Genomic DNA, 21,987 nt, shown 5'->3' with positions numbered 1-21,987 from the left:
TTACTAGATTCAAAAAGTACATCATTTCTGTGACCGTAGTGAGTACTTTTGGGTATTTTTCAAGGTGAAAGAAGTAGTTAAAACATTGGATCGCAACATCAAAAGCAAAATTTTGGAAATAAGAAAATGCTTCTCTCATTTCGAGAGAAGCGTTATTTCATATTACCCGATGTGAGTCTTATATTGACTGAAGATTTCGTTAATATCATCTTCAACCAAGTGATAGATTTTCCAGTCAAATTTAGTTCTAGCAACATAACCAAGACTGTGTAACAAAAATTCATATAATCTTCATAAAAATCAGAGATGCAGGGGAGGAGTAGTTCACTGATATCAGATGAACAGAGTTTTTCTTAAGGAATGTTATTTTCTTCACAATAAAATGCAAGTGCTTGGTCGAGAAAATAATCTGTGCGATCTCTGGAAAAGTCGAATTGACTTTCTTCTGTCTTTGTCTTAGGATGTTCGACCACAGTTTATTCTTTCTTAAAAAGGTACTTCAGTTTTTGAACACGTTTATACCTCATATAAAAATATCCCATTATTTGACTAATGGGATATCATTATTATTTCATCGTTGGGAACAACAAGACATCACGGATGGTTGTTGTGTCAGTGAGAAGCATGCAGAGACGGTCGATACCGATTCCGAGTCCACCTGTTGGTGGCATACCGTATTCGAGAGCTTCAACGTAGTCGTAGTCGATGCCTGTTGCTTCGTCGTCACCGAGTTCTTTAGCAGCAGCTTGTGCTTCGAAACGTGACAATTGATCGATTGGATCATTCAACTCAGAATAGGCATTTCCGTATTCTTTGGTCATAATGAAGAGCTCAAAACGATCCGTGAAGCGTGGGTCTTCTGGATTTTTCTTAGCCAAAGGTGACACTGCTACTGGGTGACCATAAACAAAAGTTGGTTGCGTCAAGGTTTCTTCAACAAATTCTTCGAAGAAGGCATTGATAATTTGTCCCACTTCTGTGTAGTGTTTTTCAACTGGTACATGTTTTTCGTTTGCAAGTGCTACAGCTTCTTCAAAGGTCATGTCTTGCCAGAAGTCAACGCCAGTGATTTCCTTGATGGCATCAACCATATGGATGCGTTTGAATGGTTCGTTGATTTTGATTTCTGTTCCTTGGTAGTTGACAGGCCCATCTCCTTTGACAGCTTTTGCAGCATGCTGGATAATACCTTCTGTTAAATCCATAATATCATGGAAATCAGCATAGGCTTGGTAAACCTCAATCATAGTAAATTCAGGATTATGAGTTGCATCCATTCCTTCGTTACGGAAGATACGGCCAATCTCATAGACGCGTTCCATACCACCAACAATGAGACGTTTGAGATGAAGTTCTAGAGCTATACGAAGCACCATATCAATATTTTGAGCATTGTGGTGTGTAATAAATGGTTTGGCAGCCGCACCCCCAGCTTCATTGTGAAGCACTGGTGTTTCGACTTCAAGGAAACCTTGAGCATCGAGGTAGCGACGGATTTCAGAAATGATTTTTGAACGTGTGACAAAGCGGTCAAAGCTTTCACGGTTAGAAATCAAATCGAGGTAACGTTTACGGTAAATCGTTTCAATGTCTGAAAGTCCGTGGAATTTCTCAGGCAATGGACGAAGGGCTTTAGACAAGTGCGTGATATGAGTAGCCTTGATAGAAAGTTCTCCCATATCTGTACGCATAACTTCACCTTCGACACCGAGGAAGTCACCAAGGTCAGCTTTCTTGAAGATTTCGTAGTTTTCTTCACCGACAGCATCTTTACGCACATAGATTTGGATTTGACCATCGCGATCTTGGATGTGAGCAAAGCCAACTTTACCTTTACCACGCTTAGTCATCAAACGGCCTGCGATAGTAGCAGTTTCATTGATTTCGTGCAATTCTTCTTTTGTTTTATCGGCGTATTTTTCTTTTAATTGACCAGATGTAGCTGTGCGTTCGAATCGCTTACCAAAAGGATCGATTCCTTGTTCAGCCAAGGCCGCCATTTTTTCACGACGGACAATCTGTTGATCGTTTAATTCTTCCATGTGTTGATTTGGCATGTTAGTCCTCCATAAAATAGTCGTTAATATTGTATCATAATTCATCCTCTAAAGATAGGACAAATGACTAAATGTCAGATAAATAAAGGGGAAAGCCCTTTATTTTTAAGAAAAATAGTTAACTTGAATTAATGATTGATTAGGAAGTTATATAATTTATTGACAAATATAATAAAAAAGTGTACAACAACAGGGTAGGATTCGTATGAAATTAAGGAGAGTATACAATGAAAAAGAAAAATTATGTTGGTAAAGCTGTGATGCTTGGCGCTTTACTAGCGCCTATTGGGCTACCTACGGTATCTGTGTTAGCAGATGGCTTTTATCAAAATCAAACAAGTGCTCATGCTGCAGATATTACAAACTGGATTGCCAGCACACCGCAACAAATTACAAATAATTTGACAACTCAGAACATCAATCCACAACAGTTAGATGGTCAAAAATATGTAATTCAATGGGGTGATACCTTGTGGGGAATCTCTCAAGCGACGGGAATCTCTATTGAAAAATTAGCCTACGATAACAATATTCAGAATATTGACCTTATCTTCGCGGGTGACGTCCTCATCTTGAAACGTGATGGTGATGTACCAGCAGGTTATCATGTGACTGGTAATGGTCACCGTTGTGCACATTCTAAGATTGTTATCAACAACTATTATGGCGATAATAACCGAGTGATTATCAATAATAGTACTTTTGTATCTGATGACCACTCTAAGAATACAATGATTTACGCTCCAGATAATTCTGATCACAGCATTTCATTCTCCAATAACAACAACAATAATAACGATAAGGATAAAGATTCTAAAGAAAGTAAGGAGTCATCTTCTTCATCATCAGAATCTAAAGACGCTTCATCAAGTTCAACAAGTTCTTCTTCATCTTCTGCATCAAGCTCAACAGCAATCAGCAGTGAAAGTAAAGTAAGTACAGATACTTCTAAAGAAAATGAATTGACTGAGGATGCTTTCCAAGACAAGGTTCAGGAAGAAGTTTCAAATATTTATCAACAAAAACGCTCAGGTAGACCTGAATGGAAATTCTTCTCACATGTAGATGATAAGAATAGTCTGAATGCTGATGCTAAGGAGGACACTGAAAGAACAGCGCTTTACCGTCAAGGCGAAACTGCTAAAGATGAAGACATTGCTAATGGTCCTAAAGATGGTGCCAGAACTGAAGCCAATGCCAAAGCACTCGCTGAGAAGATTTACGACACCCTTAACAATGGTGGCAAAATGTCAGAGCTTATCAAGGCAAAATATGCCCAAATTAAGGTAACTTACAAGGGTGATAAGTGGACCTTCAATGTTGATGTTTATAAAGAAAAAGAAAGTTCATCATCAAGCACTGAAACATCATCTGAATCAAAAGCTTCATCAAGTGATGATTCTCAAACAGAAACACGCATGAGTTCAAGTTCATCATCAAGTTCTTCAAGTCATACTGAAACAGACTCAGAGGCAAATTCTTCTGACCTAACTAGTGACGAATAGAGAGAGGCCAATCATGTCAAAGAGAAATATCATTATTAGTGTTGTACTTGCTTGCCTCTTGGTTACGGGAGCTGGTTTCAGTGTCTTCTATTACTGGGGGTCACACCATTTGGATAGTGTTGTACCTGGTAAGGTTTACCAATATTCAAGTTCTTTAAATGGTGAGGTCAACAATCGTGTCATGTATGTAGCCTTCCAAGAGGGTGGTAACAAGGCACTAGTGAGTCAGGACCGTACGACAGTGGTTAATGCCGCTAAGAGCCAGACTGATTTTGACAAAGCCTATAGTGACCAAACAGCTAAATGGGAATATAATGTGACAAAAACAACTTTGACTCTCGGTAAAAAAGAGGATGATCAATTGTCACAATGGCAGTACAATAAGGTCTTTGCTTATGGCGACCATTTCACATCAAAAGATTTCTATTACCAGATTGCCAAAGGTGGTCAGGGTGAAGTGAAACAGAAAATGACTTTTAAAGAAATTAAATAATCATCTGATGATAAAAAGATCCCTAAGGTTTGGAATGTCATGTTTCAAACCTTTTTTCTATCTGAAATACTGGAAGTCACGAATAATATTTTCCCAATTTTGGTCAAAAATTGAAATAAGAGGGCAAAAACGGTATAATAAAAATGTTTGAGCAATTTCATGCTAATCAAAAAACAGATATGCATGACTGCTTATAGACAGTTGACTTAAAGCAACTTTTGCAAGACTTAGGCTTAGGGACTGACTGCTTCATCAGTTTAGTTATCGGACATTCTAGTTTGCTAAGTCTATGCCAAGAGAACGACATAAGAGAGAACGGACAAATGATTACTTCTATTGTTTTTGACGTTGATGATACTATTTACGACCAACAGGCACCTTATCGTATTGCCATGGAAAAATGTTTCCCTGACTTTGATATGACCCATATGAATCAGGCTTATATTCGTTTCCGCCACTATTCTGACATCGGTTTTCCACGTGTAATGACCGGTGAGTGGACAACCGAATATTTCCGTTTTTGGCGCTGTAAAGAGACACTTTTGGAGTTTGGTTACCATGAAATCGATGAAGAAATGGGGAACCATTTCCAAGAGGTTTACGAGCATGAGTTGGAAAACATTACTATGCTTGATGAAATGCGCATGACCCTTGATTTCCTCAAAGAAAAAAATGTTCGTATGGGAATTATTACTAATGGACCAACAGAGCATCAGCTTAAGAAAGTCAAGAAGTTGGGATTATACGATTACGTGGATCCCAAACATGTCATCGTCAGTCAGGCGACAGGATTCCAAAAGCCTGAAAAGGAAATCTTCAATCTTGCTGCTGAACAATTTGATATGAATCCATCGACGACTCTCTACGTCGGAGATTCATACGACAATGACGTTATGGGTGCCTTTAACAGTGGCTGGCATTCTATGTGGTTTAACCACCGTGGACGTAGCCTTAAACCCGGTACGAAACCAGTCTTTGACTTGGAAATCGATAGTTTCGAGCAACTCTTTGGAGCTGTGAAAGTCCTTTTCGACCTTCCAAATAACAAATTTATCTTTGATATTAACGATAAAGAAAATCCAGTTCTTCAACTGGGTATTAACAATGGTCTTATGATGGCAGCTGAACGTCTTCTTGAGAGCAATATGAGTATTGATAAGGTGGTTATTCTCCTTCGTTTGGATGCTAACCAGGAAAAAATTCTTCGTATGAAGTATGGAAAATAAAAAAACGGCCTAACGAGGCCGTTTTATTGTCTAGAATGTGATAAAGGGGGAAGTGAAATGGTGGGAACAGATAACTTAAAATATGATATTGAAGCACTAAGTACTGAGCGTGATGCTTTTAGAAAATAAGTAGAAGAACTCAACGATAAATGTGGTGATCTCTTTGTGGGTGTTAGAGATGCGGAGCAGATGAAGTGTGTTGCCTGAGATTCCTATTATGCCTTGGCGGACCATCTTAATGCTGAAGAAAAGCAAAGAGGGTTTTCTGATAACTATTGGGAACATGTTCATAGAATTGTCAAAGATGAACCGAGTCGGAAACAATTACCAAGTAGCCCTAAAAAGTAATAGTTTTATGGGTTTTTTCATGCAAAAAAAGCGATCCTGTTAAGGACCGCTTATTTCACGATATAAGATGATGACTTAGCTAATTTTGTTGACTTGAGTCCTATAGGATGTGTCATTCCAAGATTTGAGAGTGAAGTGCTCACAATCATCTGTCTCGAGAATTGTGACAGATGCATTGTCAAGACCACCGGCTTTACGAAGAAGACCAGGTTCAAAGCCAAGTAGACTACGAATAGAAGCTGTTAGATTAGCTCCATGTCCGACGAGGAGGACGTTCTTCATACTACCATCTTTCAGTGTTCGGACTAAGTCAGCTACACGTTTGGTTGTGTGATAGACGGACTCCGCTTGAAAGTTGTTGGCACGGAAGTTGGCCAGGTTATGACGAAAGGCATCCATTTCTTTGGAATAAATCGCTTGAATGATAGAAAGTTTTTGTCCCTCTAGTTTCCCCAATTGCCACTCACGCAGATCCTTGGTATAGGTAATTTTAGCTTTAGTTTTTTGAGACTCCATGATGAGTTCAGTTGTTTTTTTAGCGCGTGGTAAGTCACTTGATAAGACCAAGTCGAAATGAGTATCACTGAGGTAATGGCCAAGCTCACTGACTTGCTCAATAGATTCTTTAAGAAGGGGGGAGTCTCCCTTGGAACCTTGGAGGCGTCCTTCCAAATTCCATTGAGTTTTACCGTGGCGTACAAAATATAGTCTCATGATTACTCCTTAATATCAGCAAACTCGGCATTAACGAAATCAGCAAGCTCTTGACTGTTGATGCGGATAGAACGCCCAATCTCTCCAGCTGAGACAATAAGAAAACCTGCTTCCTGGGCAGACTGATCGATATAAATGGGAAAATTGTGTTTTTGACGAATTCCCACAGGATTGTTAGCCCCGTGTACATAGCCAGTTGTTTTTTGGAGATCCTTTTGTGGAATCATTTGAACTTTCTTGTTGCCTGAAATTTTAGCTAATTTCTTTTCGGATAGATGCTCAGTGATAGGGATAATACCAATGACTGGTCCTGTCTTATCCCCTTTAAGGGCCAGGGTTTTATAGATGCTCTCACGCGCCACATCCTCTGGAAGCTCTCCTTCTAAACCGTTGAAGGATAAGCTATCATGGTCTATTTTAGCCTTATCAAGAATTTGGTCGACCAAAGTTTTCTTGACTTTGCTTTTTTTAGCCATTACGTTATCTCCTTTTCAAAGTTGTACATTTCTACTTTCCATTATAACACATTTGTCCAAACACGCTTAAGTCAATTTGGGCAAGAAGAAAACCAGTGTCTGAAACACTGGTTTTTACTCACTAGTAGACGACTTTGAGGAACGAGATGAGCTGGTTACAGTTGCTGAGCTAGTTGAACTTGTCGAAGTAGTTTTCTTATTTTTAGTTGATTTCTTCTTAATCTTTCCAAAGAGTTTTTCAAAGGTTTTACGCTTGTTTTTCTCAGGGTTGATTTGATTAAGATCTAGGGTATTGTCGAAACCAGGAAGGCTTCCTTGTGACGTATACTGGTGAAGGTCATAGTCGATTTCAGTATTTGGCAAAGCCTCATAGTAGCCCGAGTCGGTACCATAGGCTGGAATCCAAACGGCATCGAAGTTTTTGGTTGAAACTTCTTGCTCAAGCATGAAATAGGTACCAATATAGAGGCCAATCTTCTCAGCTCCTAGACGTTTGAGTTCAGCACGAAAGGCTTGGACACCTTCCTCCATGTTAGACATGGTTTCCTCTTCAACGTCAATCCAGTAATAGGTAGGTTTGTATGGAGAAGCATTATTGTAGAAAATACGAGCTTCTTCCTTCATCTCTTTGACAGAAGTACCTTGGGCGTAGGAATAGACGGCAACTGGAACGTCACGTTTTTTGAGTTCTTTGATATGTGTTTTAAAAGATTTGTCAACTCCATTTGAGCTGGCGGCATTACTATCCTTACTAATCTGTGAACCACCGAAGACGCGGATGATAGCACCAGAAATATAATTTGACAAGACATCGTAGTCGATATCCTGAGGAAGTTGCCAACCCGAAAGGTCGATAATGGGATTGAGTATCAGCTCCTCATCGGAACTGTCAGATGTACTACTGGTTGTTGTTTTTGGTGTAGTAGCAGAAGGAATAGCTGATTTCACTTTCTCGAGATGCGCCTGCTGTTTAGACGTATTGTGAATGTTTGCAATAACTAATGCTAATCCTAAAAGAGCTAGAACCACGTAAACAACGATCGGTTTAATTCTTCTTCTCATCCCTTCCCATTCTACATTAAATAGCGTAAAAATGCAAAACACTCGGCATATAAATTATGTGAGATATATTACAGTGACTTATTTTTTTAAAGTTTAGTAATACTAGCTCAAACTGATTTAATGAGGGTATTATTAGGGGATTAGTTGTGAATTAAGTGAATATTTCATTTATTTAAGAAGAATTTTTAGCCTTATTTATCAGATTTTTCCTTAAAACTAGCACCACTAGTGGCATCAGACCAAGCTACTAGAGCTTGAGCAGAACTATCCAGATAGGTCTTGAGAGGTTGTTTTAAATCATAAATGGTTTCCCAAAATCCAAGGACATCTCCTTCTTTATCGAGAGCAGCCTGATAGGTCTGGATTAGGATTTGATCAAAACTGTCTGTGGGAATTTGATAACTCATTTCTTTGTTAGGAGAAGCCAAAATCTCAGATAGAATCCAATCGGGCAAATTTTCAGACTCACGGGGAAAGAAGCTACCGTCAGCCCCACCATTGTCATAGAGAAGGGTTCCTGTAGCATCATAGGCTGCTAGTTTATAGGGCAAATGGTTCAGTAATGTTTTTAAATCGTTCATATTTTCATGATAACTTCTTTCATGCGAAATAGCAATACATTGGATTGAGAAGTATACAATCGTAGGATAGTATCAGTTTGTCTAAGGATAATAGTAGCCCTGAAATCAATATAAGGCTATAATAAGGACAAAATATTTGAGGTAATATCATGTCAAAACTTATTTTTTTGATGTTGATGGCCTCTATAAGGCTTTTGATAGATTAGGATTATTGAAATAGAAAAACTGAGTTCCTTTTGGAGCTCAGTTTGTATTTTATGCCGGTTTATGACCGATAAATTTTTTCAAGAGGAATAAGAGATAGCCAACAGCAATGTAGCCAGCACTGATGACCAGGACGTTTATCATGACCTTATTCCAACCAAATTTATTGACATTGATAAAGAAGTAGGCGAAAGGACTATCTTTGGCACCTGGAATTGACAGTTTTAGAACCAGTCCGTTTAGAAGGGCAAAGGCGAAGTAAGACAGTGGGAATAGGGACCAGTAAAGTGGTTCGCGCAGACGAAAGGCTTTCTTAGAATCGAAAATGAGAGTATCAATCACCAAGCCCCAAGGCACAATATAGTGAACCAAGAAATTCCGTATTGTCCAGTATTTTTCAGGTTCTGTAATAGGTGCTAGCAGGATATGGTAAATAACTCCTGTGATGAGGATGGCCATGGTTACGCCACCCTTGTAACGCAGGAGTTTGATGTTAGTTGTAGCATCCCCTTTTTTGAAGTCATGGATGATAAAGAAAATCAAACTAAAGAAGACCAGAATATTGGACAAAACGGTGTAGTAGAGCAACATGCCCCAACCATCATCATGGATTTGAATAGAGACTCCTACCAGTCCACAAAGAGCTAGTAAGATACGGTAAAATCGTGAAATAGTCATAAGTTTCCTTTTCTTAATAAATAATCTCTCTTATCATATCACATTTTTCACTAACAATTTTGTGAAAATTCTAGTAAAATCAAAGTAAGAAAGACTTTCAAAGAGTTTACCATGCCCAATTTAATCGATTATCTTGAACAGGTGAAGGAGCTTACCTTTGATCAAGAACCTCTCAATATCTTGGATAAGGTTTGTATCAACGAAATTGGCTAACTGACTTATGAAAAATGGCTCTTAGCAAGTCATTTGAAGGAAACCATCAATCTACATGACTATGCTAAAGGGAAGGACTTAAATCCAGACTACAGCTTCATGGTGACTAAGAAACGGGTTGAACTAGCTGAATCTATGGTCAGGTCGAGGCGTTTTGCGGGACTTAATCTAAGTAGCTACCGTAGTGTCTTGGACAAGGAAGTTGAAAAGCAGTTTGCAGCCATAATTTTCAGTTTACCTGAATTAGACTACCATCAGCTTGTCTTTCGTGGGACAGATATAGTGTCATTGGCTGGAAGGAGGATTTTCAGCTGACCTATAGTGACGGATTGCGTATTGATACCATTGCCACAGATATCAAGGTAACAACCATTTAGCCAGGTATTGTTGAGACGGACTTTTCTCAAGTTCGATTTCACGGTGACAAGGAGGACAAAGCAGCCAATGTCTATCAAGGTTTGAAAGCCCTCCAAGCCCAAGATATTGCGGAGGCGGTCCTATATGTCACCAAGCAACCACGACGTGTTCAGATTTCAGACATGACCATCATGGCTAACCAACAAGCCACAGGGTTTACGATTCATAGGGGAGAGTAAAAAGAGAAACTTATGAAGAATAAAACTAATCCAGCCATCGGCAGTAGCTGGGAAGACTTACAATCAAAACTCTTTAGCAAGGAAGAAATTGAAGCCAGTTACCAAAGAGTGGAAAAACTCATTCAGAAAAAAAGAGTAAATAGAAGATAAAAACACGGAACCAAGCTGTGTTTTTTTGTTTGAACTTTTCCAAAACTATGAAAGAAACCGTGAAAATGCTATAATGTAAGGGATTACGACAGGACGGAGAGGTGAAACAATGGTTTCTAGAAGAGAGTTTTCAGAATTAACTAGGGTTCAGATTCCAGCAGCCTTACACTTAATGCGTTTGGGGTATACATATCTTCCTCATAATGGTAAGGAGATTATGGGGAGAGACCCCGAAACAAATATTTTAATTTCAATCTTTAGAGAGCAATTTTTAAAGTTCAATAATTATGCAACTGATTTGGATGTTGAAAGAGAACTTAATAATATCAAGATTGAATTAGATCAAAATGATTTAGGACGTGCCTTTTATAATCGTATAGTAAGTGATAGTGGTCCAACTTATGTTGACTGGGGAAAACCCTGAAAATAATACATTTCACCTTGCTTTAGAGGTAACCTGTCAAAATGGAGGAGACGAGTTTAGACCTGATATCGTCATTTTTATAAATGGCTTACCACTTTCATATATTGAAGTGAAACAACCTAATGCCATTCGTGATGGTAAGACTGCTATTCAATCTGAGCAATCACGAACAGCCGTTAGATTTGAGAATAGGAGATTCCGTCGTTTCAATAATATTACACAATTAATTTCGTTCTCAGATAATTTACCTTATATCAGTGGTCAAGGTCAACAAAAGCAAGGATCCTTTTACTGTTCCAATGCATTTTCAAAAACTAAATTCAATGCATTTAAGGAAGAAAGAGAAGAGGAACTAATTTATTCTATACGTTCATTAGGTGAAGAGGAGATTGACGCAGTATTAAAAGATGTTAATCGATTTGCCTTGAAATCTCAGCCAGAATTTAAGACAAATCAAGATCCAAGTACACCTTGTAATACATTTATCTCATCACTCTATCAAAAGGAAAGACTATTGTTTTTGCTTCGCTATGGATTAGCTTATGTAGAAGAATACTCGAAAGATGGCACTATTCAACTGCAAAAACATGTGATGCGTTATCCACAGTTTTTTTGCAACAAAAGCAATTGAGGATGCAATTAGAAAAGGAGTGAAGAAAGGTGTCATCTGGCATACACAAGGATCTGGAAAAACTGCCTTGTCTTATTTTAATATCAGGTACCTTACAAATTATTTCTCAAAACAAGGAATCGTGCCTCAGTTTTATTTTGTAGTTGATCGCTTGGATCTTGCAGATCAAGCTACGCGAGAGTTTACGAAACGTGGTTTGAAAGTAAAAAGGATTAACAGTCCACAAGAATTGAATGAAAAACATGATGCTTATCAAGTTGCTGTCGTTAATATTCAAAAATTTAAGGATAATTCAGATTTAACAGATCATTCAGGCTATGATTTAAATCGTCAAAATATCTATTTTATTGATGAAGCTCACCGTTCATATAATGAGAAAGGCTCCTATCTCCCAAATCTATACAATGCAGATAAAAATGCTATTAAGATTGCATTGACTGGAACGCCCCTAATAACATATAAAAAAGATGGTAAAACCAAGGAAAGTCATGCAACGACTCGTGATATTTTTGGTGATTATATCCATAAATACTACTACAATCAATCGATTGATGATGGTTTTACACTTCGTCTGATGCGTGAAGATATTGAAACCTCTTATAAAGAGACTCTTCAAACCATCAATGAAGAAATCTTGCGTGGAGATCTTTCAAAAGATGATATTTTTGCTCATCCACGTTATGTCTCACCAATGTTGGATTTCATTCTGGAAGATTTCAATAGAGCACGTGATGTTGTCTTCGATGATGATTCCATCGGTGGAATGATCGTTTGTGATTCATCTAAGCAAGCTCGTGAGATTGAAAAGCAATTAGAAGAACGCAGAAGTCGTGGGGAGACAAATATCACATCAGCTTTAATCCTTCATGATGAAGGTGACAAAGAATACAAGAAAGATCGTGTAGAGAGCTATAAAGAAGGTAAAATTGATCTTGTTATTGTATATTCGATGTTACTAACAGGATTTGATGCACCCAGGTTGAAAAGATTGTACTTAGGTCGCAAAATCAAGGCTCATAACTTGCTTCAAACATTGACACGTGTTAATCGTCCATATAAGGATTATCAATTTGGATATGTGATTGACTTTGCAGATATTTCGAAAGAATTTGATAAAACCAATCGTGCGTATTTGGAGGAGCTTAATCAGGAGTATGATCTAAAAAACACAGGAGAAGATGTTGAAAATGTTTTTGGTTCCCTCTTTGTTTCAGCTGACGAAATTAGTAAACAACTTGAGAAATCAGAGACAATTTTGATGAATTATCCAACTGAGAATCTAGAGTTCTTCTCTAAAGCCATCGACGAAGTGAGGGATAGACATCAACTTATCGAGTTACGAAAAGCGCTAGAAGCGATGAAGCAATTTTATAATGTTGCTCGACTTTTAGGACATCGTGAACTTCTAAGTAAAATTGACATTAACCAGGTTTCGACTTTGTTGAACGTGATTTCAAGACGTTTACTTAACCTCTCACTTATGGAAAAACCTGATGAATTTTCAAGTCGAACCTTGCTTAATCTAGCAATGTCTGATACGACATTTAGTTTCGTTAAAATCGCAGAAGAGGAGTTACGACTAGCAGCGAATGATCTCTACGAGCTTCGCAAACGAGTTGCAGGTGGGATTAATGGTCGTCCAGATGAAAAAGACCCTGAATGGGTAAATCTCTATGAGGAATTCCGTAGAATCCTGAAGAAACATATGATTTATGAGCAGGAAGGCCTCACAATGGAGAATATCAAAGAAACTCAGACTGAGTATCAAAATCTGTTTGACGCATTTGAAGATTATAAGAGCCGAATGCGACGACTAGCTATGAATTTCAATGGCGATGAAATGGCAGCTCGATCTTTTAAGCATGTTACCAACTCAACCGTAGTAAGTGAATTTCCAGTTATCTTTCATGTGATTAAAGGCTCAAAAGCCAATTTAGATTATCAAATTGGTTTAAATCAAGGTGTCCTTGATAACAATGAATTTTTTAAACGAATGATTCGTGAACAGGCACGCAAAGAAATGAAAAATACAGAGTCAGCAGGAAATGAAAGGTTGACAAAACAAGACTTCAACAATCTTGTGGAATCTTTATTTGAAGAATACGAACAGGAATATCAAAACTAATGAATGAACAATATAAGGTCCAAGTCCAAAACTTGGTAGATGATTTGAAAGCAGTCTTTACCCATGCTGGTCTAGGGGGTGAAGCAGGAGAATACAAACTCCTTACCCAATCTTTCTTGTACAAATTCTTGAATGACAAGTTTCTCTATGAAGCACAAGACGTTGATTCGGAAAACACCTATGACCGTCTAGTATCTATGAGTGAAGAGGATTATGATTGGCTCCTAGAGGATATCGGAACTTCAACAGCCTGGATGAAGCCAAATCAATTCATCGAAACGCTCCATCGCAAGCAAAATGAATCCGATTTTTATGAGACGTTTGAAAACACTCTCAATCAAATCGCCATTGACAATAACGATATCTTCTCTGTACATACGGACGGAGATACGGCTATTCGTCTCTTTGATGAGCGTCTGATTACGGATACTATCTCAGATAGCAGTAAACGCAACGAAGTGGCAAAAGCTATCATCAATCTCCTTGCACGCGTCAAGTTTGATGAGACCATTTTTTCACAAGGTTTCGACTTTTTCTCAACTCTCTTTGAGTACATGATCAAGGACTACAACAAAGACGGTGGTGGCAAGTATGCCGAGTACTACACACCACACTCTGTTGCTAAGATTATCGCAGATATCTTGGTGGGAAATGACCAGCCGTCAAACGTGAGGATCTATGACCCGTCTGCTGGTTCGGGTACCTTGCTTATGAACCTGGCTAGTCGTATCGGTGTGGATAAGACTACTGTTTACAGTCAGGATATATCGCAAAAGTCATCTAATCTTCTCCGACTCAACCTGATCTTGAATGGACTACAACATTCGATTCACAATATCGTACAGGGAAATACTATCATCGCTAATCGCCATCCTGAAAAGATGGACTATATCGTGTCTAACCCTCCTTTCAAGCTGGACTTTTCAGAGTGGCGTGACCAAGTGGAGACCTTGCCAGAAGCTAGCGAGCGATTCTTTGCAGGAGTTCCAAAGGTTCCGGCCAAGTCTAAGGATAAGATGGCGATTTATGAACTATTTGTTCAGCATATCATCTATTCTTTAAAACCAGAAGGTCAAGCAGCAGTTGTTCTGCCTACAGGTTTTATTACTGCTCAATCGGGAATTGATAAGAAAATCCGCCAACACTTAGTGGACAATCAAATGCTGGCAGGTGTCGTTTCTATGCCGTCTAATATCTTTGCGACGACAGGTACCAACGTCTCCATTCTCTTTATCGATAAAAAAAACAAGGGTGATGTCGTCCTCATCGATGCCTCAAACCTCGGAACCAAAGTCAAGGAAGGCAAGAATCAAAAGACCGTGCTTTCTCCTGAAGAAGAGCAGAAAATCGTCGAGACCTTTATCAAGAAAGAAGCCGTCGAGGACTTTTCTGTCACCGTCTCTTATGAGGACATCAAGGAGAAAAACTACTCTCTCAGCGCAGGTCAATACTTTGATATCAAGATTGACTATGTAGATATCACAGCAGAAGAGTTTGAAGCTAAGATGACCGCCTTTCAATGTAAACTCTCAGACCTCTTCCAGCAATCGCATGCCTTAGAGCGGGAGATTGAAGAGCAAATGAAGGGATTGAAGTATGAGTGAGTGTGGTGTAAAAGAATTCAAATTACGTGAGTTGCTTAAAATTTACAACGGAACAAAATATGATCATTTAAATAAAGGCGATATTCCCTTATATGGGAGTGGAGGGTTAATGTCTCATGTAAATGAAGCATTATACTCTGGAGAAGCGATACTACTACCACGTAAAGGAACTTTAAGCAATATTATGTATGTAAATGAGAGTTTCTGGACAGTGGATACTATGTATTATGCTGTTGTAAATGACAAATTAGCAGATGCATTTTATTTGTATTCTTATCTATCTCAACTTGATTTGAGTAATTTAGATTCAGGTTCAACTTTACCTAGTATGACCAAATCTGCGTATGAAAGTATAGTAGTCAAACTACCAGATTTAAAAATTCAAAAAGCAGTTGCAACTATTTTATTTAATATACGAAAAAAGTTGGAAATCAACAACCAAATCAACCAAGAGTTGGAAGCCATGGCTAAGACCCTCTATGACTACTGGTTTGTACAGTTTGATTTCCCAGACCAGAATGGCAACCCCTACAAATCATCAGGCGGAAAGATGGTCTATCACCCAGAACTCAAACGCGAAATCCCAGAAGGGTGGGGAGTGGCAAAAGTAGAAGATATAGCTCAAACTGGTTCTGGTGGGACCCCAAAATCTACAAATGTTTCATACTATTCAAATGGTGAAATACCATGGATAAATAGTGGAGAGTTAGAGCAAACTGTTATTACAAGTACTTCTAATTTTATTACAGAAGAAGGGTTAAATAATTCTAGTGCGAAGTTATTCCCTAGTGGGACAATTCTAGTTGCTATGTATGGAGCAACGGCAGGAAAAGTTAGCTTCTTAACTTTTGAAGCATCAACAAACCAGGCAATATGTGCGATTATGTTAAATGATATTAGGATGCGTTATTATCTCAAAAATGTAATTGAGGACTTATATCAGTATCTTGTTAAGTTGAGTACAGGTTCTGCAAGAGATAATCTCTCACAGGATATGATTAAAAATATAAAAGTAGTTATCCCTTCAAATGATATTTTAGATAGATATTATGATTTTTCTAATAATATCATTAAAGAAATAACTAAAAAACAACAAGAAAATGAACAACTCACCCAACTTCGCGATTGGCTCTTACCAATGCTGATGAATGGACAGGTGAAGGTATAAAATTGGATATGAAATATTATTGGATAGGATAACTAATGAAATTAAAAACATTATCAATAAAAAATTTTAGAAATTTCGAAGATATTTCTATTACTCTCTCAAATAAAAATGTTGTGTTTGGAATGAATGATGTTGGAAAGACTAATTTCTTATATGCTTTACGATTTTTATTCGAACGTAAAATCAGAAACAAAGGTTTTCTAGAAAGTGATTTTTTTCAAAAAGATACAACTCGGGTTATTGAAATTTGTTTAGAGATTGATATTAGTGATCACGAGACTGATTTTGACTCACAAAATATTATTTCAAAAATTGGTAAAGAGAGGGATAGTGGGAACTTAAATTCTGTTTTTATAAAAGTAATCGCTAATTTTGATGAAAATGAATTTTTTGGAATTCCCAAATTATTTTGGGGAAATCAAGAAGAAGAATTACAAAAGATTCCAGGTGAGGGGACTTTCTGTGATCTTGATAGATTATTTCATGTAGTATATGTTGATCCTTTGATTGATTTAGATAAAATATTTTCTTTAAATAAGAGAAAGATCTTTAGTAAACAAAAAACTCAATCGGATGGAGAATTATTGGAAGATATAAATGTATTAGCTGAACAAATTAATTCTAAGATTTCAACAATGGAGAGCGTTACGAAATTTCAAGAAATATTGACAAATGAATATCATAACTTAAAAAATGAGGATATTTCTGTAGTATTACGTTCAGAAATGGTAATAAATGGAGTATTTAATGATTTACATCCATACATCACTAAAAATACGGATGTAACAAAAAAGTTATATCCAACATCCGGTGATGGACGTAAGAAAATATTAGCGTATTCACTACTAAACCATATAACTGAGGAGTTTAACACTAACAGAACTATTCCAATATTTTTAATCGAGGAGCCAGAAAACAGTCTGCACCGATCAATGCAAATTGCTCTATCGAAACAATTGTTTAATCAGGAAATTTATAGATATTTTGTAATGTCTACTCATTCTTCAGAAATGTTATATGAAATGGATAAAGCAACATTAATCCGATTATGTAATGAGGATAGAACAATTGCTAAGTCATTTTTATATAAAGTTAGTGAGGAATTTTCAAAAATAAAACGTGAACTAAATGAGTCATTGACTACTGCTTTATTTGCTGATAGGGTTTTATTAATTGAAGGTCCATCTGAAAAGGTATTATTTGAAAAAATTCTTCAAGAAATTCAACCGAATTATGAATTAGAAGGTGGATATATTTTACAGGTTGATGGAATAAAATTTAAACCATACTATAAAACCTTGATTAATCTGGGTATTATTTGTATTATTAAAACTGATAATGATTTGAAAGAAACGACGAAGAATAGTAGTAAGCAATTTGAATACATTGGTTATAATAGATGTGTAGGCTTGCTTGATGGGAATGAATGGAAAAAATGGGAATATGAAAACGGTTATATAGCGATTGATTACAGTTCTAGTGACAGAGAGGATAAAATTAAAGAGTGGAAGAAAAGTAATTTTACTCAAATTCAAAAAATTCAACAACTTAGAAATAAAAATATTTATTTATCAAAAGTTGATTTAGAGAATGATTTAAATGAGGCCATTCCAGAAACTTTGGAGTTATGGCGCAACCTTAATCATGATGCTGTACCTTATCTCCAAAAGCAAAAATTAATTCGAATGATTAAACTTTGTGATTTTTTAAAAGAAGAAGATTGTCAGAAAATATATAATCATAGTCTTTTTGAGTGTTTGAAGAAACTAACAGGAGATTTCTAATGGAGATTAGTGATCAGAAAATTAGGAATGATATTCTAAATTACAATGGTAGCCTTGTTGTTAGAGCTAGCGCTGGTTCTGGAAAAACTACTATTATGGTAGAAAAAATTAAAAAAGTATTAGATGAAATTAAGGATCATAAGACGGTAGCGGCAACGACTTTCACTAGAAAAGCTACTCAGGAAATTCGAAAGAAATGTAGAGAACTAGGAGGAGAAAAAACATTTTTAGTAACAACAAACGATAGTTTTGTTGAGCAAGAAATTATTAGGCCTTTTATTAATGATGCACATAGAACACAAGAAGTTAAATGGGATGAAGTAGATCTGAGCGGATTGAACATATCTAATTATAATTTTAACTCATTAGATTTATCGGATTTTAGTAATTCATATGATAGAAAAGATTCAAAGGCAACATATGGTTTACTCCTAAAAGAACTAATAGATAATCACATATTAGCAAAATATTTTGATAATAAAAATAATTTCAAGTTTGAATTAGCATTATTTATTCTAAAAAATAGTAAGGCGTGTAAAGAATATTTAAAGTATAAGTATAAAATGATCTTTATTGATGAGTATCAGGATTCAGATGGGACGATGCATGAACTATTTATGTATTTAAACAGTGAATTAGGAATTGATATTTTTATTGTAGGAGATGTAAAACAGGCTATATATTTATGGCGAGGTGCAAAAGAGGATATTTTTGAAAAAATACCGACGAATATTGAGCAAAAAGAATTGTGGCATAATTTTAGATCTCACTTTGAAATTGTTAATTATGCTGCTGTGATACATGAACCTAAAGCAATATACTCTATATCAGGGCAGACAAGCGGTCGAGTGAAGATTGTTGATTTAGAAATACACAGATTAGGAGAATTATTGAATTCGTCATTAGTAGACTTAAATAGGGAAATTACGATTATTATCAGAACAAATCAAGAAGCTCAAAAATTAAAAGATGAACTTCTAGATAATTATGATTTGAATTTTGAATTTATTCCAAGTACACCATTGGATCAGAATCAGAGTGAAAATACATTTATTTTGAGATTGATAGCTAAAAAATTTTATGATAGAAATTTTTCAATGTTTGATTTTGCTGAAGAATGTGGATTAGAAATAAGAAAAAACAAAATAGAGGAACTCAATAGGACATTTAATGAGCTAATAAATTTATTTAACCTTTCTATGAATGAAGAATTTAACTTAGATCTATTTAATAAAATTATTCAAGATGTAAGTATTCAAATAGAAATATCATTTTCTGAAAGTGAGCTTATGTGGTTAAAGGAAACACTATCAAATCACACTTTTCGTGATGCATTTGTGCCTTCGAAAAATAAACATAAGATTATGACAATTTTTTCTGCCAAAGGTTTAGAGTTTGAACAAGTTATCGGATTTGGGAAAGATTATAATTTAAAGGATACGAATCAAAGAAACAATCATTATGTTCTAGTGACAAGGGCAAAAGACAAGTTAATTTTAATTAATGAAATTAATGGAATTAATGGAATGAATTATTTAGAGCAAGTTGATGAAAAGATAAGTAAAAATAGTAAATCGACTTCAGATTTCTTTTATCAGCATAGTTATTTTTAATAATGCCTATACAACTAAGGTTCTGAATTATCAAGGAGGTTTAATAATTCTGAATTATAGAAATTTGTAATGTATCCTATTTTAAAAGCGGTTTCCGATGTCTTTGACGATTACTGGATTGAGAAGTTTAGGATATTATTTATAAAATACAAATCCCTATAACTAATGTATAGGTTTTCTCAATGCTGATGAATGGACAGGTGAAGGCGGAGTAGAAGAAACTATCAAGAGGAGGTTTTATGGAAGAGAAAGAGATTTTAAAACTTCTCAGAGTAAGAAAAAAACATTTAAATAAAAAAGTTTCTGAAGAGAAATTAAAAATTAGATACTGTAGAAACGTCTCTTCAACAAAAAATGAATTAAACTATTTTGTTGTAAATAATAATATCGCAGAGATTAGTTTTCCAAGAGAAAGGGAAGAAGATACAGGATATATTTTAGAACACTCAATAGATTATAAAAAAAGACCGGTTGGGGCAAGATATTTTATCAAACAAGGTGATGGAGATTATCAGAGAAGTGACAGTGTTACTCCTTCATATTGGAATAGATTAAAAAAACTACTGATTATGATAAAATTTTTCGTAGGGGGCATCTTATAGCCTCAACATTTGGTGGAGATAAGAAAATGTCTAATACTAGTAATCGAGGGAAATTGTCTCAGTTTATTCAGACAAAGTGGAGTAATGAAAATGATAATGGGAGAAATCCATACTGTCAATGGCATTTTGAAGATATAATCAAAGAAACTGTAACGAAATGTTCAGTATGTATGGATTCTCGTCCCATTTATCGAAACAATGTTGATGTAATTCCGATTGGAGTTCACTTGCAAGCAGTGACGAAAGAAAAATCTTTATTCAACGTCTTCCTTCCGAATATCGATCCTAATATTGTAATTGATTATAAAAAATGTACTTTTAAACCGAAAAAGTAATTGTTTTAAGTAAAAGCCGGCCAAATCACCTTTTGGCTGGTTTTTATATCATGTAAAGGAATTTATGAAGCTTATCTATACAAATAAAACTGTTGAGAAACAGTGCACTGAGCTGAGACGAGCGAAAAAGGATTTTTCGGATAAGGTTGCATTAAAGTTGCACCAGTTGATTAACCTTTTGGAAGCATCGGATTCTTTGGCCAGTGTGACGGCTTTTCCTAAGTATCATTTTCACCAATTAAAGGGAAAGAGAAATGGACAGTTTGCTTTAGATATAGATGGTCGAAGGAGTTCCTAATGAGTAAAAAAGTGGTTGAGTATAAAGACCTGATTGCTTTTCATCCAGGTCAGTATGTTGAAGACTTAATTGAGGACTATAACGTAACTCAGAAAGAATTTGCGGAGCGTTTGGGAGTCTCTGCCAAGACTGTCAGCAAGCTAGTTAATGCTGAGGAGTCTATTAGTAAGGAGACAGCTCATAAGTTAGCCAATCTGAGTGGTGTTTCTATGCAGACTTGGCTCAACCTTCAAAATATTTATGATGTGAAAGTGGCTGAAATTATAGAACAAAGAGAGTTTGATCAAGGTCGCGAGAAGGAAATATGCGAGATGATTGACTTCAAGTATTTTAAGCAAAAAGGCTATGTTCCAGAGAAGCGCTATGGTATTGGTGAAAAGATTACAGAGCTTCGGAAGATTCTGGAAGTATCGAGTTTAGAATATCTCGTGACTTTTAACCATTTAGTGAGTTATCGTAATACACGTGACTTTACCGAAAAGAGTATTGTTAATTCCAATATTATGTTAGAGTTAGCATCTAAAAAAGCTCGTAATAAAACGACCACGAAGCTTAATCGTAGAAAGTTAGAGAGAAGCTTACCAACATTGAGGGAACTGACGAGACAAGATCCAAAGAATTTTGCTCAAGAGTTGACTGATATCTTGCTAGAGTGTGGAGTTGTCCCAGTGGGCCTTCCTGCTTTAGCAAATGCTAATTTAAATGGTGCAACAAAGAAATTTGGAAACGGTAGTGTCTTGTTGTTATTAACAGATCGTAATAAAGCATCAGATATTTTTTGGTTTTCACTTTTCCATGAGATTGGTCATATTCTTCAGAATGACTTTTCGTCTGATGATGGAGATAGTGACTCTTATAGACGTTCTGAGGAACTAGCAGACCAGTTTGCGAAAGATTTACTAATTGCCCCTCAAGACTATCAAAGATTCGTAGATGAAGGTTGCTTTGATAAACAAGCGATTAAGAAATTTGCTGATGAGATTGGTATCCATCCTAGCATTGCTTTAGGTCGACTTCAGAACGATGAGTATTTGTGTTATGATCAATTTAGAGACTTGAAAGTGAACTATTATTTGGTTTCTTAATGGATCTTATAGTGT

The 21,987-nt window shown here is 36.3% G+C and carries 18 protein-coding genes and 3 pseudogenes; 15 read left to right on the top strand and 6 right to left on the bottom strand.

Annotated features, from left to right (window positions below):
* Positions 1–566: 566 nt before the first annotated feature.
* Positions 567–2,057, bottom strand: coding sequence for a lysine--tRNA ligase (gene lysS, locus MHH90_RS06395; protein ID WP_011680974.1), 1,491 nt, complete (start codon positions 2,055–2,057; stop codon positions 567–569).
* A gap of 227 nt (positions 2,058–2,284) precedes the next feature.
* On the opposite strand from lysS, the gene MHH90_RS06390 reads away from it, so the two are divergent.
* From MHH90_RS06390 to MHH90_RS06380, 3 genes are all read left to right on the top strand, one after another.
* A complete protein-coding gene (locus MHH90_RS06390) occupies positions 2,285–3,562 on the top strand; it encodes a LysM peptidoglycan-binding domain-containing protein (RefSeq protein WP_084830560.1) in 1,278 nt (425 codons plus the stop codon).
* Between the two features lie 13 nt (positions 3,563–3,575).
* A complete protein-coding gene (locus tag MHH90_RS06385; protein ID WP_002952755.1) occupies positions 3,576–4,055 on the top strand; it encodes a hypothetical protein in 480 nt (159 codons plus the stop codon).
* Positions 4,056–4,378: 323 nt separating this feature from the next.
* Positions 4,379–5,281 carry an HAD family hydrolase gene (locus MHH90_RS06380; RefSeq protein WP_002948108.1) on the top strand — a complete coding sequence of 301 codons (903 nt, stop codon included), beginning with the start codon at positions 4,379–4,381 and terminating at the stop codon, positions 5,279–5,281.
* A gap of 423 nt (positions 5,282–5,704) precedes the next feature.
* On the opposite strand, the gene MHH90_RS06375 is transcribed toward MHH90_RS06380, so the two are convergent.
* From MHH90_RS06375 to MHH90_RS06355, 5 genes are all read right to left on the bottom strand, one after another.
* Positions 5,705–6,343 carry a histidine phosphatase family protein gene (locus MHH90_RS06375; protein WP_011680978.1) on the bottom strand — a complete coding sequence of 213 codons (639 nt, stop codon included), beginning with the start codon at positions 6,341–6,343 and terminating at the stop codon, positions 5,705–5,707.
* A gap of 2 nt (positions 6,344–6,345) precedes the next feature.
* A complete protein-coding gene (locus tag MHH90_RS06370) occupies positions 6,346–6,819 on the bottom strand; it encodes an aminoacyl-tRNA deacylase (protein WP_002950328.1) in 474 nt (157 codons plus the stop codon).
* A 114-nt stretch (positions 6,820–6,933) separates the two neighbouring features.
* The gene (locus MHH90_RS06365) at positions 6,934–7,881 is read right to left on the bottom strand and encodes a glycoside hydrolase family 25 protein (RefSeq protein WP_340725849.1); all 948 of its coding nucleotides are present in this window, start codon (positions 7,879–7,881) and stop codon (positions 6,934–6,936) included.
* A 191-nt stretch (positions 7,882–8,072) separates the two neighbouring features.
* Positions 8,073–8,462: a hypothetical protein gene (locus MHH90_RS06360; RefSeq protein WP_064355515.1), complete on the bottom strand. Its 390-nt coding sequence runs from the start codon at positions 8,460–8,462 to the stop codon at positions 8,073–8,075.
* Positions 8,463–8,717: 255 nt separating this feature from the next.
* Positions 8,718–9,344, bottom strand: a complete 627-nt coding sequence (locus tag MHH90_RS06355) for a Pr6Pr family membrane protein (RefSeq protein WP_011680980.1) — start codon at positions 9,342–9,344, stop codon at positions 8,718–8,720.
* A gap of 246 nt (positions 9,345–9,590) precedes the next feature.
* On the opposite strand from MHH90_RS06355, the gene MHH90_RS06350 reads away from it, so the two are divergent.
* From MHH90_RS06350 to MHH90_RS06295, 12 genes and pseudogenes are all read left to right on the top strand, one after another.
* A complete protein-coding gene (locus tag MHH90_RS06350; protein ID WP_014608158.1) occupies positions 9,591–9,872 on the top strand; it encodes an Mbeg1-like protein in 282 nt (93 codons plus the stop codon).
* A pseudogene (locus MHH90_RS06345) lies at positions 9,872–10,153 on the top strand (NAD(P)-dependent oxidoreductase); the annotation flags it as partial. The gene MHH90_RS06350 and the pseudogene MHH90_RS06345, both read left to right, overlap by 1 nt.
* Before the next feature lie 12 nt (positions 10,154–10,165).
* Positions 10,166–10,303 carry a hypothetical protein gene (locus MHH90_RS06340; protein WP_014727401.1) on the top strand — a complete coding sequence of 46 codons (138 nt, stop codon included), beginning with the start codon at positions 10,166–10,168 and terminating at the stop codon, positions 10,301–10,303.
* Between the two features lie 109 nt (positions 10,304–10,412).
* A pseudogene (locus tag MHH90_RS06335) lies at positions 10,413–13,483 on the top strand (type I restriction endonuclease).
* Complete coding sequence (locus MHH90_RS06330) at positions 13,483–15,087, top strand: HsdM family class I SAM-dependent methyltransferase (RefSeq protein ID WP_167401466.1); 1,605 nt, start codon at positions 13,483–13,485, stop codon at positions 15,085–15,087. Before MHH90_RS06335 ends, MHH90_RS06330 begins: the two are co-directional and overlap by 1 nt.
* Positions 15,080–16,255, top strand: a complete 1,176-nt coding sequence (locus MHH90_RS06325; protein WP_024009836.1) for a restriction endonuclease subunit S — start codon at positions 15,080–15,082, stop codon at positions 16,253–16,255. Before MHH90_RS06330 ends, MHH90_RS06325 begins: the two co-directional genes overlap by 8 nt.
* Positions 16,256–16,290: 35 nt before the next feature.
* Positions 16,291–18,039: an ATP-dependent nuclease gene (locus MHH90_RS06320; RefSeq protein WP_024009837.1), complete on the top strand. Its 1,749-nt coding sequence runs from the start codon at positions 16,291–16,293 to the stop codon at positions 18,037–18,039.
* Positions 18,039–19,652, top strand: coding sequence for a UvrD-helicase domain-containing protein (locus MHH90_RS06315; protein ID WP_024009838.1), 1,614 nt, complete (start codon positions 18,039–18,041; stop codon positions 19,650–19,652). The genes MHH90_RS06320 and MHH90_RS06315 overlap by 1 nt, the downstream gene beginning before the upstream one ends.
* Positions 19,653–19,891: 239 nt before the next feature.
* A complete protein-coding gene (locus MHH90_RS06310) occupies positions 19,892–20,254 on the top strand; it encodes a hypothetical protein (RefSeq protein ID WP_228024354.1) in 363 nt (120 codons plus the stop codon).
* A 26-nt stretch (positions 20,255–20,280) separates the two neighbouring features.
* The gene (locus MHH90_RS06305; protein WP_340725848.1) at positions 20,281–20,589 is read left to right on the top strand and encodes a hypothetical protein; all 309 of its coding nucleotides are present in this window, start codon (positions 20,281–20,283) and stop codon (positions 20,587–20,589) included.
* A 64-nt stretch (positions 20,590–20,653) separates the two neighbouring features.
* A pseudogene (locus MHH90_RS06300) lies at positions 20,654–20,884 on the top strand (addiction module toxin RelE); the annotation flags it as partial.
* Positions 20,885–20,886: 2 nt separating this feature from the next.
* Positions 20,887–21,972, top strand: coding sequence for a HigA family addiction module antitoxin (locus MHH90_RS06295; protein WP_024009841.1), 1,086 nt, complete (start codon positions 20,887–20,889; stop codon positions 21,970–21,972).
* Positions 21,973–21,987: the final 15 nt, after the last annotated feature.

The organism is Streptococcus sp. FSL E2-3488, assembly GCF_038003585.1.
In the GTDB taxonomy this organism is placed as follows: Bacteria; Bacillota; Bacilli; order Lactobacillales; family Streptococcaceae; genus Streptococcus; species Streptococcus thermophilus.
Note: the sequence above shows the minus strand (reverse complement) of the source record. Positions and strands in the feature narration are given on the sequence as shown.

Excerpts from the sequence above, each read along its gene's own strand:
- lysS (WP_011680974.1), bottom strand. The coding sequence starts at position 2,057 with ATGCCAAATCAACACATGGAAGAATTAAACGATCAACAGATTGTCCGT.
- MHH90_RS06390 (WP_084830560.1), top strand. The coding sequence starts at position 2,285 with ATGAAAAAGAAAAATTATGTTGGTAAAGCTGTGATGCTTGGCGCTTTA.
- MHH90_RS06385 (WP_002952755.1), top strand. The coding sequence starts at position 3,576 with ATGTCAAAGAGAAATATCATTATTAGTGTTGTACTTGCTTGCCTCTTG.
- MHH90_RS06380 (WP_002948108.1), top strand. The coding sequence starts at position 4,379 with ATGATTACTTCTATTGTTTTTGACGTTGATGATACTATTTACGACCAA.
- MHH90_RS06375 (WP_011680978.1), bottom strand. The coding sequence starts at position 6,343 with ATGAGACTATATTTTGTACGCCACGGTAAAACTCAATGGAATTTGGAA.
- MHH90_RS06370 (WP_002950328.1), bottom strand. The coding sequence starts at position 6,819 with ATGGCTAAAAAAAGCAAAGTCAAGAAAACTTTGGTCGACCAAATTCTT.
- MHH90_RS06365 (WP_340725849.1), bottom strand. The coding sequence starts at position 7,881 with ATGAGAAGAAGAATTAAACCGATCGTTGTTTACGTGGTTCTAGCTCTT.
- MHH90_RS06360 (WP_064355515.1), bottom strand. The coding sequence starts at position 8,462 with ATGAACGATTTAAAAACATTACTGAACCATTTGCCCTATAAACTAGCA.
- MHH90_RS06355 (WP_011680980.1), bottom strand. The coding sequence starts at position 9,344 with ATGACTATTTCACGATTTTACCGTATCTTACTAGCTCTTTGTGGACTG.
- MHH90_RS06340 (WP_014727401.1), top strand. The coding sequence starts at position 10,166 with ATGAAGAATAAAACTAATCCAGCCATCGGCAGTAGCTGGGAAGACTTA.
- MHH90_RS06330 (WP_167401466.1), top strand. The coding sequence starts at position 13,483 with ATGAATGAACAATATAAGGTCCAAGTCCAAAACTTGGTAGATGATTTG.
- MHH90_RS06325 (WP_024009836.1), top strand. The coding sequence starts at position 15,080 with ATGAGTGAGTGTGGTGTAAAAGAATTCAAATTACGTGAGTTGCTTAAA.
- MHH90_RS06320 (WP_024009837.1), top strand. The coding sequence starts at position 16,291 with ATGAAATTAAAAACATTATCAATAAAAAATTTTAGAAATTTCGAAGAT.
- MHH90_RS06315 (WP_024009838.1), top strand. The coding sequence starts at position 18,039 with ATGGAGATTAGTGATCAGAAAATTAGGAATGATATTCTAAATTACAAT.
- MHH90_RS06310 (WP_228024354.1), top strand. The coding sequence starts at position 19,892 with ATGGAAGAGAAAGAGATTTTAAAACTTCTCAGAGTAAGAAAAAAACAT.
- MHH90_RS06305 (WP_340725848.1), top strand. The coding sequence starts at position 20,281 with ATGTCTAATACTAGTAATCGAGGGAAATTGTCTCAGTTTATTCAGACA.
- MHH90_RS06295 (WP_024009841.1), top strand. The coding sequence starts at position 20,887 with ATGAGTAAAAAAGTGGTTGAGTATAAAGACCTGATTGCTTTTCATCCA.